Annotated in this window: 11 protein-coding genes; 6 read left to right on the top strand and 5 right to left on the bottom strand. The window is 58.6% G+C overall.

Annotated features, from left to right (window positions below; genetic code table 11):
• Positions 1-2: 2 nt before the first annotated feature.
• Genes dxs through HJW02_RS08555 form a run of 5 tightly spaced genes read right to left on the bottom strand, consistent with a single transcriptional unit; the run spans position 3 to position 6,570 of the window.
• The gene (gene dxs / locus HJW02_RS08535) at positions 3-1,889 is read right to left on the bottom strand and encodes a 1-deoxy-D-xylulose-5-phosphate synthase (RefSeq protein WP_102721868.1); all 1,887 of its coding nucleotides are present in this window, start codon (positions 1,887-1,889) and stop codon (positions 3-5) included.
• Positions 1,870-2,130, bottom strand: a complete 261-nt coding sequence (xseB, locus tag HJW02_RS08540; RefSeq protein ID WP_022397776.1) for an exodeoxyribonuclease VII small subunit — start codon at positions 2,128-2,130, stop codon at positions 1,870-1,872. The genes dxs and xseB overlap by 20 nt, the downstream gene beginning before the upstream one ends.
• A gap of 8 nt (positions 2,131-2,138) precedes the next feature.
• Entirely contained in the window at positions 2,139-4,022 is a 1,884-nt protein-coding gene (locus HJW02_RS08545) for a hypothetical protein (RefSeq protein ID WP_102721867.1), read from the bottom strand.
• Positions 4,019-5,422, bottom strand: a complete 1,404-nt coding sequence (locus HJW02_RS08550; RefSeq protein ID WP_102721866.1) for a sigma-54 dependent transcriptional regulator — start codon at positions 5,420-5,422, stop codon at positions 4,019-4,021. Before HJW02_RS08550 ends, HJW02_RS08545 begins: the two co-directional genes overlap by 4 nt.
• The gene (locus HJW02_RS08555) at positions 5,419-6,570 is read right to left on the bottom strand and encodes an ATP-binding protein (protein ID WP_102721865.1); all 1,152 of its coding nucleotides are present in this window, start codon (positions 6,568-6,570) and stop codon (positions 5,419-5,421) included. The genes HJW02_RS08550 and HJW02_RS08555 overlap by 4 nt, the downstream gene beginning before the upstream one ends.
• Positions 6,571-6,696: 126 nt before the next feature.
• Between HJW02_RS08555 and HJW02_RS08560 the strand changes: the two genes are divergently transcribed.
• The 6 genes from HJW02_RS08560 (at position 6,697) to fusA (ending at position 13,360) form a co-directional block, all read left to right on the top strand.
• Positions 6,697-7,128, top strand: coding sequence for a thioesterase family protein (locus HJW02_RS08560; protein ID WP_102721864.1), 432 nt, complete (start codon positions 6,697-6,699; stop codon positions 7,126-7,128).
• A 5-nt stretch (positions 7,129-7,133) separates the two neighbouring features.
• Positions 7,134-8,678, top strand: a complete 1,545-nt coding sequence (gene gpmI, locus HJW02_RS08565) for a 2,3-bisphosphoglycerate-independent phosphoglycerate mutase (protein ID WP_102721863.1) — start codon at positions 7,134-7,136, stop codon at positions 8,676-8,678.
• A 627-nt stretch (positions 8,679-9,305) separates the two neighbouring features.
• Entirely contained in the window at positions 9,306-10,079 is a 774-nt protein-coding gene (locus HJW02_RS08570) for a hypothetical protein (RefSeq protein WP_146018239.1), read from the top strand.
• A gap of 185 nt (positions 10,080-10,264) precedes the next feature.
• Entirely contained in the window at positions 10,265-10,648 is a 384-nt protein-coding gene (rpsL, locus tag HJW02_RS08575) for a 30S ribosomal protein S12 (protein WP_102721861.1), read from the top strand.
• 27 nt (positions 10,649-10,675) lie between these two features.
• Positions 10,676-11,149: a 30S ribosomal protein S7 gene (gene rpsG, locus HJW02_RS08580; RefSeq protein WP_012419364.1), complete on the top strand. Its 474-nt coding sequence runs from the start codon at positions 10,676-10,678 to the stop codon at positions 11,147-11,149.
• A 63-nt stretch (positions 11,150-11,212) separates the two neighbouring features.
• Positions 11,213-13,360 carry an elongation factor G gene (gene fusA, locus HJW02_RS08585; RefSeq protein ID WP_022397786.1) on the top strand — a complete coding sequence of 716 codons (2,148 nt, stop codon included), beginning with the start codon at positions 11,213-11,215 and terminating at the stop codon, positions 13,358-13,360.
• The last annotated feature ends 32 nt before the right edge of the window (positions 13,361-13,392 follow it).

Below are 13,392 nucleotides of genomic sequence, written 5' to 3' on the forward strand. Positions count from 1 at the left end.
GGTCAGGAATTCAGGTGGGGAATGATTTTTTGTAGCGCGGCTTCCGCCGTGAGTCCATATTTTTTTCTGAGGATGGGTTCCGAACCGTGTTCGATGAACTGGTCCGGCCATGCGATGGCTTCCACGGGCGTGGTGACGCCTCCGGCTTCCAGGGATTCAAGCACGGCGGAGTTGAAGCCGCCGCTGATGGAATGGTCTTCAAAGGTGCAGACCACCCGGCTGGAGGCCGCATGCCGGCGGATGCATTCGTCATCCAAAGGCTTGATGAAGCGGGCGTTGATGAGGGTGACCGTGTGGCCCTGCGCTTCCAGCAGCACTGCCGTCTCCCGGGCGATGCCGATCATGGTGCCCAGGGAAACGAGGGTCACGTCCTTCCCCGTCTGGAGCACTTCCGCCTTGCCGATGGGGAGGATTTCCGGCGTGGAGGGGAGGGGGACCCCGGCGCCGCAGCCCCGGGGATAGCGGATGACGGTGGGGCCGTTCTGGTAATGGTTCATGGTCCGGAGCATGTGGACGAATTCCGCTTCATCCTTGGGTTGCATGAAGACGATGTTCGGGATGCTGCGGATCATGGCGATGTCAAACAGGCCGTGATGCGTGGGGCCGTCGTCCGGGGAGAGCCCGGCGCGGTCCATGCAGAAGCGCACGGGCAGCTTTTGGAGCGCGGCGTCATGCTGGATCATGTCAATGCAGCGCTGCATGAAGGTGGAGTAAATGGCGATGTAGGGCTTCATGCCTTCCGCCGCCAGCCCACACGCAAAGAGGGCTCCGTGTTCTTCCGCAATGCCTACGTCAAAGTAGCGCTTGGGGAAGGCTTCCTTGAACAGGTCCAGCTTGGTGCCGCTGGCCATGGCGGCCGTGATGGCCGTGACGGATTCGTCTTCGTGCGCCATTTCCACCAGCGTGGAACCGAAGATGTGGGAGAAGGTGGGGGTGGCGGTTGCCTGCGTTTCGCCGTCCCGCACGCAGTAGGAGCCCAGGCCGTGGAATTTGGTGGGGTTGTCCAGTGCGGGCTGGTAGCCTTTTCCCTTCTGGGTGACCACGTGCAGGATAACGGGTTCGTTGAGGTCCTTGATGTAGGAAAGGGTGCGGATGAGGGTGGGGATGTCGTGCCCGTCCAGGGGGCCGAAGTAGCGCAGGCCGAATTTATTGAAGAGCAGGGAGGGGAAGATGAGGTTCTTGGTGGTGCCTTCCAGCTTGAAGGCGAAGTCCCTGGCCTGCGTGCCCCCCAGCTTTTCAATGAAGGAGGCCGTCTTGTCCCTCAGCCAGGAGAAGGTTTCCGAGGTTTGCAGGGAGTTGAAGTATTTTGCCAGCGCGCCCACGTTTTTATCAATGGCCCATTCATTGTCGTTCAGAATGGTGATGTAGCGCTTGGTGGTCTGGCTGATGTTGTTCAGCGCCTCCAGGGTGGTGCCGCAGGTGAATGCCGCATCCCCGGCCACGGCCACTACATGGTAGTCCTCCCCTTTCAGATCCCTGGCCGCGCACATGCCCAGGGCGGCGGAAAGCGCCGTGCCCGCGTGGCCTGCACCGTAGGCGTCATGGGGGGATTCCGACATTTTGGCAAAGCCGGAGAGCCCTTCATGCTGGCGGATGGTGTGAATCAGCGGGGCGCGCCCCGTGAGCATTTTATGGACGTAGGCCTGGTGGGAAACGTCAAAGATGATTTTGTCCCGCGGTGTTTCAAAGACGCGGTGAAGGGCAATGCTCAGTTCCACCACGCCCAGGTTGGGGCCCAGATGGCCGCCGGTGAGGGAAAGGGAGTGGATGAGGGTGTTCCGGATTTCTTCCGCGAGCCGGGGCAGTTCCGACTCAGGGATTTTCATCAGGTCTGCATGGCTGCGGATGCTTGCCAGTAGCTCCGGAAGTTCAGGTGAGGGAGAATTCATTGCTGTCTGGTTCATCGGGATCCGTTCCATCCTGGACGGTCTCCGGGTTGCTGAGGGTTTGGATGCGCAGTTCCGCATCATGAAGGATGCCGCGGCAGTGGCGGATGAGCTTGTTGCCTTCTTCCACCAGGGCTATCATGTCTTCCAGTTCGGTGACGGGGGCTTCCGTCAAGCGTATGATTTCTTCCAGGCGGGCTACGGATTCTTCAAATCCGGGAGCGTTTTTCCGTTGTTTGGCCATATGGGGAATTAAGGTTGAGGGGTGGAAGCGGTTTCCTGAAGGTCTTTGTAAAGAATCATGTCCGCTCCCTGGATGAATTGGCGGGAGTCCGGCGTCCCAAAGCGTTGCGACAAGGGGTAGAGCGCACGGCTGTGGTCAAAGAGGTATACGGGATTCCTGTCCTTCGTCTGAAGCAGGACGGTGCCTTCCAGAACGAGGGGGGTGAATTCCCCGTAGGAGGCGGCAATGGTGCGGAGGTCCGCATTGAGCGTGGATGAGGGAGTCACCAGGATGCTGCCCACCTTCCCGCCGTGGAATTTCAGAATGCGTTCCAGCACCATGAATTGCTCCACCATTTTGGGGAGGCCGATGGCTTTCCTGTCTGCATACCAGCCGACGGCGGACGGCTGGTCCGTGAGGATGAAATCCTTTTCCGACGTCTGGGCGCGAAGGTCCCGGTTGAGGCCCGGGGGGAAATAAGGGGGCCATGCAGGAATGCCGCGGCTGGCCGTCAGGATGCCCACCCGCACCATCTGGGGAAGGCTGAGCAGAAGGGGGAGGGAAGTGATGAGCAGGGCGAGCAGCAGGACGCCGCCCCGCAGGACGGGGACTACCTCCTTGTTGGAGTGCCGTGCGATCAGGTTGAGGACGAAGGCCGTGCCGTAGGCCGTGAAGAAGGGGGCGAAGAGGATTTGAATCTGTCCCAGGGAAATACCGGATTTGTTGGAGGTGTAAAGGGCCATGCCGATGACGGCGGGCACCCACATGGCGAAGACGCCCCATTTGGCCTGGTTGACTTCCGGCCTTCTGAATTTGTGCAGGAGGGCCAGCAGGAACACCATGGCCAGGGGAAGGTTCCCGAGGTTTTCATAAAGGAGGTCGCCCTGCGTCAGGATGTTGTTGACGATGGAGGTGACGGCTTTCTGGGCGGCGATGGGAATGTCCCCGGCGGCCAGGGAGTTCATCGCGATTTCTTCATTGCCGGTCAGCCCCGTGAAGATGGTGTAATAGGCCGTTCCGAAGAAGCCTCCGCTGAGGGAGCGGTTGATGTAAACGGGGTAGGCCAGGAGGAGGAACAGGATCACAAGTCCCGGAATGCAGTACAGGCCGTGAGGCTTGAAGCGGATGCCCACGAAAATCAGAAAGCCGGCCATGGGCCACAGGCCGATCCAGCCGGTGAGGCAGACGCATGAAAAACAGATGGAGCTGTAAATGAGCGGCATCAGGAATTTACGCTTCTCCTCCCTGTTTTGCAGGGCCGTGGACAGGAAATGGATGCCCCAGGCAAAGAAGAAGAGCATCATCATCTGCGGGAGGCCGCTGGTGGCGTATTGCAGGAAGAGGTTGCTGAGAATCATCGTCAGGCAGGTGAAGCTGGCGATGGTGACGTCAAACATTTGGTGGAGGATGTAATAGCAGCTCAGGACAGCCAGGATGAAGAACATGCAGGAAATGCCCGCCACGATGCGGTCCGGCAGGTAGATCATGGAGCTGCCCGTCATGCTCCACAGGTCAAACTTGTGGACGCCGGCCACCTTGAAGACGGCGGCTTCCACCAGGATGTTCAGAGGGGCGTTGCGTGTGTCCCGGAGGGCGTAGGGGTTGAATTTTTCCGGATTGACGAGGGATTCCCCCTGTCCCGCCAGAATGGTTTCCTGTTCACGGATCTGGGCGTCGGAAAGAAAGGGGTTGAGGCCGGCGCGGGTGCTCCCGGAGACCATCTGGATGGGTCTCAGCCAGTTGGTGGCCATCCCCTGTCCCCTGGCCACGTTCCGGGCGATCTGGGCCTGGTCCATGGCGGCGCTGGCGTTCAGGCCGTTAAAATTGAAAAAGTACTGCACACCCGTAATCGCCAGCAGCAGGATGAGGATGATAATAAACGGTGTGCGGGATGCCGTGGTGGGCGCATTCATGAAGGTTGAATATCTTGTAATTTGCGTTGAAGGGTGCGGCGGCTGATGCCCAGAAGGTGGGCTGCCGCCGTTCTGTTGCCGTTTGACCGGGCCAGCGCTTGTTGGATGGCATTCCGCTCCAGCAAGGATAAATTCAAAACCCCTGCCGGGACAAGCCCATTCTGTGTGCTGGGGGCATTGTCCTCCAATTGTTCCTGCGCCATGCTCCCCGGGGCGGCCGGCTGCTGCGGCGCGTGCAGCCGGGGTGGGAGATGGGAGAGTTCTATGCTGGCGGAGTTGCTCATGACGACGCCGTGCTCCATGGCTGTGCGCAGCTCCCGCACGTTTCCGGGCCAGGAGTAGTTCCGTACGGCGTCAAGGGCGTCCCGGGAAAGGGGTTTGAATTCCTTGTTGTTTTCCCTGGCGAATTCTTTCAGGAAGGCGGTGGCGAGCAGGGGCACGTCCTCCCGCCGGTCCCGGAGGGGGGGCATCTGGATGTGGACCACGTTGAGGCGGAAATAGAGGTCTTCCCGGAATTTGCCCTCCTGGACGAGTTTCTTCAGTGATTTGTTGGTGGCGGCAATAATGCGCACATTCACCGGGATGGGCGTGTTGGAGCCTACGCGTTCAATGGTCCGTTCGGACAGCACCCTCAGCAGGCGGACCTGCGTTCCGGCATCTATTTCCCCGATTTCATCCAGGAAGATGGTGCCGCCGTCCGCCTGTTCAAAGCGGCCGATGCGGCGCTGCCCGGCTCCGGTGAAGGAGCCTTTTTCATGGCCGAACAGCTCGCTTTCCAATAACTGGGGGGAAAGGGCCGCGCAGTTGACGGCCACGAATTTATTCTCCGGCCTGCCGGAAAGGGAATGGATGGCCTGGGCCACCAGTTCCTTCCCGGTTCCGCTTTCCCCTTCAATCAGCACCGTCGTCTTGCTGGGCGCCACCTGGCGGATGATGGAGAACACGTGTTCCATGGCGGCGGACCGTCCGAGCAGTTTTTGCAGGCCGGAGTCCGCCTGGATGCGGGTGGTGAGCTCCTGGTTGGCCGTCTCCAGGTTCCGGGTATGGAGCGCCCTTTTGAGCACCAGCTCCACGGCATCCAGGTTCAGGGGCTTTGTGACGAAGTCGTACGCGCCCTGTTTCATGGCTTCCACGGCGGCGTCCACGGATCCGTAGGCGGTCATCATGATGCTCTGGGGGGGATGGGGCAGAGAAGCCGCGGCTTTCAGCACGTCCATGCCGCTTTCCCCGCCCAGCCGCAGGTCCGTCAGGACCAGGTCCGGGGATTCCTCCCGCAGGAGGGTGACGGCCTGGGAAAGATTGGCGGCGGTGTACACTTCGTAATCGTCCTGAAAGCCCATGCGCAGGGCGTCGCGCGTGGGTTTTTCATCATCTACGATCAGCAGAACGGGCATCTTCATGACGGGATGGAGGAGGGCAGGAGCCTGATGGTGCGTTCCACGCGCGGCAGGAAGACCGTGATGGTGGTTCCCTGCCCCGGCTGGCTGGCCAGGGTGATGGAGCCGCCGTGTTCCTTCACGATGCGGCGCACGATGAGCAGGCCCAGGCCGGAGCCGGTGGATTTGGTGGTCAGGAAAGGTTCATAAATGCTGCCCATGACTTCCGGGGAAATGCCGCAGCCGGTATCCGCCACGGTGACGAACACGCTGTCATCCGTATAACCGCTTTTAACCAGAATGGTGCCTCCCTCCGGCGGGATGGACTGGTAGGCGTTTTTGATCAGGTTGTAGAAGACCTGCTTGATCTGGACGGGGTCCAGGCTGAGGATGGGGAGGCTGGGCTGGAGGTCCGTGTTGATCTGGATGCCGCGCTGGCGGATTTCCGGCTCCAGCAGTTTCAGGACCTCCATGATGATGGTTTCAATGTTGTGGGGTTCCCGGATGGGCTTGGTGGGGCGGATGGCCTGGAGGAATTGTTTCAGAATGACGTCCAGCCGCGTGGTTTCGCTCTCTGCCGTTTTCAGCAGTTCTTCCATGTCCGGCCGGTACTCCGCGGGCAGTTGTTTTGCCTTCCGGGCCAGGAGCTGGAGATGAAGGCCAATGGAGTTGAGGGGGTTGCCTATTTCATGGGCCACCCCCGCGGCCAGCAGCGTGAGGGCGTTCAGGCGTTCCGCCTCGATGTTCTCCGCGTTTTTCTTCTGCCGGGGCGTTTCATCCCGTATCAGGATCAGATGGCCCTGGTTCCTGCCGCCGATGGGGGAGATGAAAATGTTCAGGAATTTGTGCTCCGGATAAAAAATCTCCACGTCCCGGGAAACGGCGGTCCGGCTCTGCTGGATGGTGTCCCAGGTGCAGTCCCTGCCCAGGAAGATGCAGAAGTCTTCCGGCGTGATCTGGCCGCGTTCCTTGTCAAGGAGCTTGAGGGCGGCCTGGTTGACAAACAGGATTTTTCCCTTGCTGTCCAGCAGGATCAGGCCTTCCTGGATGGCTTCAAACACCTGCTGGAAAAAACCCTGCTGTTCTGCCAGCTTTACAAAGAAACGCTGGAGGTCCTCTTCCTTGATATGGTCAATGCGGCCGATCAGCTTATCGATGGTGTCTTTCTTCATGGCGGCGTTTCCGTCCGGGCTCGCCCCTATATATAAAGAGAGGGATGTCACAAATCAAGCTGATGTGACATATTGTCACGCATTTGCGGCTGGACATGCTTCCGGGAAAGGAGGCAGGATGAAGGCATGCCTGAAGAACTTCCCTGCATCCCCTTTGTCAGAACGCGCCAGGTAGCCTTTCACGATACGGACGCCTCCGGCGTGGCTCATTTCACCCGGCTGCTGTGCCTGGTAGAGGAGGTGGAGCACGAGTACCTGCGTTCCCAGGGGCTGGAGGTTCTTTCCCCCGATTGCGGCTGGCCCCGCGTGCATGTGGAGGTGGATTACGCCAGTTCCGCCGGTCTGGGCGACTGGTTGAGCATTGAATTGAGCCTGGGAGCGGTGGGAACCAGTTCGCTGGAATGGAAGTTTGCGGTGTTCCATTCGGAGCATCCGGTCATGAGTGGAAGGTATGTAGTTGTCCGCGTGGGGAAGGGGGGGAAACCGCAGGCTATTTCAGAGTCGGAGAAGGAATGCCTGATTTCAGGCTTTTCAAAAGGAGGGGATGCCTGTAAATAAGGCCCATGTCTTCTAAAAAGCCTGTCGTTCTTGTCATTCGCGACGGCTGGGGCCGCAATCCGTTGGGGCCTGATGTCGCGAAAGAGTACGGTGACGCCACTGTTCTGGCTGATACCCCCTTTACTGATTACCTCCTGGCCAACTATCCCCACAGCCTGCTGGGCGCTTCCGGGGAGGACGTGGGCCTTCCGGACGGGCAGATGGGCAACTCCGAAGTGGGGCACCTGAACCTGGGCGCTGGCCGCGTGGTTTTCCAGGATCTTTGCCGGGTGGACAACGCCATCAAGGACGGCTCCATGGGTGAAAATTCCGTGCTGAAGACCGCTTTTTCCCAGGCCGCCGGCTCCCGCCTGCACCTGCTCGGCCTGGTGAGCGACGGCGGCGTGCACAGCCATATCAACCATTTGGTAGGCATCGTCAAATACGCCTATGAAGCGGGCGTGCGCGACATCTGCATCCATGCCATCACGGACGGCCGTGACTGTTCCCCCACCAGCGGGGCCGGATTCATGCGCCAACTGGAAGAAGCCATCAAGCCTTACGGCGCGAAAATCGCCACGGTTATCGGCCGCTTCTATGCGATGGACCGCGACAAGCGCTGGGACCGCAACAAGCTGGCATGGGACGCCATCGTGCTGGGCCGCGGCGAACAGTGCACCTGTTCCCCCTCCGAATATGTGGAACAGTGCTACGCCAAGGGCGAGACGGATGAATTCCTGAAGCCCGGCATTTTTGCCTACGGCAACGAACAGCGCGTGCGCGACAATGACGTGGTGTTTTTCTTCAACTTCCGTGCGGACCGCGCCCGCCAGATGAGCGATGCCTTCCTGTATCCCGGGTTTGACGGCTTTGACCGTGAAGTGACGCCCAGGGTTCATTATGTGACGCTGACGGAGTACGATGCCAAGTATCCCTCCCCCATCGTTTTTGAACAGGAGCAGCTGGACAACATTTTCGGACAGATTGTGTCGGAAGCCGGGAAGACCCAGCTCCGCATTGCGGAAACGGAAAAATACGCCCACGTCACTTTCTTCTTTAACGGAGGCGTGGAAACGCAGTTCCCCGGCGAGGACCGCATTCTGGTTCCCTCCCCCCGTGAAGTGGCCACTTATGACCTCAAGCCCCAGATGAGCGCGGAGGAAGTGGCGGACAAGTTTGTGGACGCCGTGGACAAGTACGACGTGGTGATCATGAATTTTGCCAACGGGGACATGGTGGGCCATACCGGATTTGTGGAAGCCGGAGTCGCCGCCTGCGAAGCGGTGGACAGCGCCCTGGAAAAGTGCGTGAAGAAGGTGCTGGCCCTGGGCGGCAAGCTGCTCATCACCGCGGACCATGGCAATGCCGAACACATGCGCAATGAGGACGGCTCCCCGAACACGGCCCATACCACCAATCTTGTGGACCTCATTTACGTGGCGGACGACAAGGACCAGGTCAGCCTCTCCAACGGCATTCTGGCGGATGTGGCTCCCACCCTGCTGAACCTGATGGGGCTGAAACAGCCTGCCGAAATGTCCGGGCATTCCCTGGTGACGCCGAAAAAATAACGGTTCCCGCAGTTGATCTTTGGAATCCGTTTCCGGCTTGCGTGGCTGGAAACGGATTTTTTTGTCTCCGTGTTGCCCTGACGGAAAAACGCCGGAAAAGGATGCGGATAAGCAATCCGTGGTCAAGCGGTGTTTTCAAGGGAGAAAAACTTGCGATGACTCCCCCTTGCCTATCGGAAGCCGTTTGCATGGAAAGGGAAAACCTTCGGAACTGCGTGCCCGGACGGGATTCGGCGCAAGCCTCTCCGGCATCTCAATTTGAAAGGGAACGTTAGCGAACCCTCTTCCCTAAAGCCGGTACGTCCGTTTGCATTCCAGTTCCACAAAGGACTGCTCCGCTCCCCGTGGACAGGGGAATGCTTCCCCGTCTCCAGTCTGTAACGGATTGCTTATCAGTTGGCTTCCGGATATGCTGCCTGTCAGGAATTATGGATTGGATCTGCTGAGAATTTTGTTGTGCCTGATGGTTGTCTTTTTCCATTACAGCGGGGGATGGAATTGCGGAGGGAGCGTGGCTGTGGATGGCTTTTTTGTCTTGAGCGGTTTTCTGGCCGTTCGATCCGCCGGAGGTTTCACACAAGGAAGCATCGGGGAATATTGCCGGAAAAAGGCTGACGCCTGCTGCCGGTGCTGTTGATTGCCTGGACTGCCGGTTTTGCCGTTCTTCTTATTGAAGGCCAGCAGGCGACGGCGTGGGCCGGAGTCAGGCTGCTGATAGCCGCGCCAACACTTGCGATGTGGAAGATGATGGGGAAGGCGGCGGTCTGGTTCATCGTCTGCATCATGGCCTTTCTGGCGCTGTTTCCGTGGCTTTACCGTTATTACGGGAAAAGGCCGTTCCTGTGGCTTCTGGCGGCAAGCGTTCTTTTTGATGCGTTCCGGAGCGGCACCGTGATGGACTACGGCAGGCTGTATTATCAGGTGAGTTTCCACCTGTGGCAGTTTTTGCTGGGGATGTGGTGTGCGTCCTGGAATATGGAACAGTGGAAGAGTCCATGGCGGTGGTTTTGGATTGGAGCAGGCGCGGCGTGGCTGCTGGCTTCTTCCGCCGCCAGCCATGAAGGAATCGGAGCCCTGAACTATTCATTCCCGGGGTACGTTGTTTCTTCCGTCATCTTTGCCCTGTGCATTGCCTCCCTGTGGAGCGTCCGCCTGCCGTCCCTGCCTGCCCCCCTGAAATGGGTGGGGATTGGCGCGGGAATGAAGTGGCGGGTGGATGGGCCCCCAGTTTTATTCTGGGGAATCGCCTTGTGTGTTTCCCTGGTTACCGCCTATTTCGTCTATCAGCATGTGGAGGTCCGCTGGGTGAGGAAGAAGCTGAAAAAGGCACCGGCAACCCGGAATGAAGCTTGGGAAAGAGCAGGGGAAAATGGCACGGATGAAATATTTAGGAAAAGATGAATAAAAGACTTGTCATGATATAAAATCACGTTATATTGGCCGTCCCCAAACGCGCCGAAAGGCGCAAGAAATACGTTTTCTATCGGGTTTGCCTCCGGAAAAAAGGCGCGCTTCCTGCTTACTGAAAGGGATGTTCGCCTTGAATATCGGACCAGACCGACGAACCACAACCAAAGCAGGAAAACATGCCGACCATTAATCAGCTCGTCCGCAAGGGACGTATTACTCCGGAAGAGAAGTCCAAGTCACGCGCTCTTCATAGCTGCCCGCAACGCCGCGGTGTTTGTCTCCAGGTAATGACCCGTACGCCCAAGAAGCCGAACTCGGCTCTTCGTAAAGTGGCTAAAGTCCGTCTTACCAATGGTGAAGAAGTGATCGCCTACATCGGCGGTGAAGGTCACAACCTCCAGGAACACTCTATCGTGCTCGTTCGCGGCGGTCGTGTGAAGGACTTGCCGGGTGTTCGCTACCATATCGTCCGCGGGGCTCTTGACTGCCTCGGTGTTGACAAGCGCCGCCAGGGCCGCTCCAAGTATGGCGCCAAGCGCCCGAAGGTTGCCGCCAAGTAAACATTAACATCTTACCTACTATATATTATGGCCCGCCGTAAACGCGTCTATAGAAAAATCGAACGTCGTGACCCCCGTTACGACAGCGCTCTTGTTGGCAAACTGATCAGCAAGGTTATGCTGGATGGCAAACGCTCCCTTGCGGAACGCATTGTTTATGCCGCCATCGACATGGCTAACGAAGGCACGGACAGCATTGATCCCCTGGAAGTGATCACCCGCGCCATTGAAAATGCCAAGCCCCGTGTGGAAGTGAAGAGCCGCCGCGTAGGTGGCGCCACCTACCAGGTGCCTCTGGAAGTGGACCCGGCCCGTTCCGAATCCCTGGCCATGCGCTGGATTGTGAACTACGCCCGCAACCGCAAGGGCGTGCCGATGCACAAGGCTCTTGCCAACGAAATCAAGGAAGCCGCCAACAACCAGGGTTCCTCCGTCCGCAAGCGCGACGACGTTCACAAGATGGCCCAGGCCAACCGCGCCTTTGCCCACTTCCGCTGGTAATCCCTTCAGCGACTGTCAGCCGAACCATTCACTTTCGATCATTACAGATACTTTCCAGACACTATGTCCGATCACGTAAACAATCCCAATCGCAAGGCTCCCCTTGAGCGCTACCGCAACATCGGTATCTCCGCTCACATTGACGCCGGCAAAACTACTTTGTCCGAGCGTATTCTTTTCTACACCGGCATGATCCACAAGATCGGTGAAACCCACGACGGTTCCACCACTACCGACTGGATGGAGCAGGAACGCGAACGCGGTATCACCATTACCTCCGCTGCCGTTACCACCAACTGGAAGCAGGTGAAAAATGAAGGTATCAGCAAAATGTTCGAAGGCGAAAACTTCCAGCTGAACATTATTGACACCCCCGGGCACGTTGACTTCACCGCTGAAGTGGAACGTTCCCTCCGCGTGCTTGACGGCGCCATCGTGGTATTCTGCGGTGTGGCCGGCGTGCAGCCCCAGACGGAAACCGTATGGCGCCAGGCCACCAAGTACAGCGTTCCCCGCATGTGCTTCGTGAACAAGATGGACCGTACCGGCGCCAACTTCAACAACGTGCTGGACGACATCCACAACAAGCTGGGTGCGAACGCCGCCGCCATTCTGATCCCCATCGGCGCTGAAGACCAGCTCCGCGGCCAGATTGACGTGGTGAACCAGAAGGCTGTCATGTATGCCGACAACGACCGTCTGGGCTCCACCTACACGGTTGAGGAAATCCCCGCTGAACTCAAGGAAGAAGCCGAACTGGCCTACCATGAACTGGTGAGCCGCGTGGCCGACGTGGACGACGAACTTGCTGAAAAGGTTCTCATGGAAGAACCCTTCACCCCCAAGGAACTCAAGGAAGCCATCCGCCGCGCCACCATCACCAACAAGTTCATCCCCGTTGCCGGTGGTTCCGCCTTCAAGAACAAGGGCGTCCAGTTCCTGCTTGACGCCGTGGTGGATTACCTCCCCTCTCCGGTGGAAACCGTTCCCGCCCACGCTGAAAGCACGCTGGATGCGGAAGAAACCTTCAAGATTACCGCTACGGACGATGCCAAGCCCATGGTTCTGGCATTCAAGCTCTGGGCTGACAAGTTCGTCGGCAAGCTGGTGTTCATCCGCGTGTACGCCGGCGTCCTCAAGAAGGGTGACACCGTGTACAACCCCCGCACCCGCAAGACGGAACGCGTGGGCCGCATCATCCAGATCCAGGCTGACCAGCACACGGACATTGACGCCGTATACTCCGGCGACATCGCCGCCATCGTGGGCCTGCGCAACGTGACCACGGGCGACACCATCACCAGCCCGGACAACGATGTCTGCCTGGAACCCCCCACCTTCCCGGAAACCGTTATTTCCATGGCCGTGGAACCCAAGACCAAGGCCGACCAGGAAAAAATGTCCAACGCTCTGGGCCGCCTGTCTGAAGAAGACCCGACCTTCCGCGTGAAGACCGACGAAGAAACCGGACAAACCCTGATCTCCGGCATGGGTGAACTTCACCTGGAAATCATCATTGACCGCCTGATGCGCGAATTCAAGGTGGAAGCCGACATCGGCAAGCCTCAGATCGCCTACCGCGAAACCATCACTGCTCCCGCCCATGGCGACGGCAAGCTGGTCAAGCAGTCCGGCGGTCGCGGCCAGTACGGCCACGTGGTGATTGACGTGAAGCCGAACGAACGCGGCAAGGGCCTCACCATCGAAAACAAGATCGTGGGCGGCGCCATTCCGAAGGAATACATGAACGCCGTTTATGCCGGCCTCAATGAAGCCATGACCACGGGCGTTATCGCCGGTTATCCGGTGGTGGACGTGCACGTTGAAGTGGTGGACGGTTCCTACCACGAAGTGGACTCCAACGAAAACGCATTCAAGATGGCCGCCATTTTCGCCATGAAGGACGCCTTCAAGAAGGCCAAGCCCATCATGCTGGAACCCATCATGTCCGTTGAAGCTTCCACGCCGACCGACTACCAGGGCGACATCATGGGTGACCTGAACCGCCGCCGCGGCCAGATCAGCAACATGGAAAACAAGGCCAACGCCTGCATCCTGAAGGCCATGGTTCCCTTGTCCGAAATGTTCGGTTATTCCACCGCCATCCGTACCCTTTCCAGTGGCCGCGCCTCCTACTCCATGGAGCCCTCCCACTTTGAACAGGTGCCTCAGAACCTCGTTGACCAGATCGTCACCGAGAAGGCTAAATAAACAAACCTTTGAAGTATAACCAATAGACCGCA

Origin of the sequence: Akkermansia sp. GGCC_0220, from assembly GCF_017566105.1 — a bacterium.
In the GTDB taxonomy this organism is placed as follows: Bacteria; Verrucomicrobiota; Verrucomicrobiia; order Verrucomicrobiales; family Akkermansiaceae; genus Akkermansia; species Akkermansia massiliensis.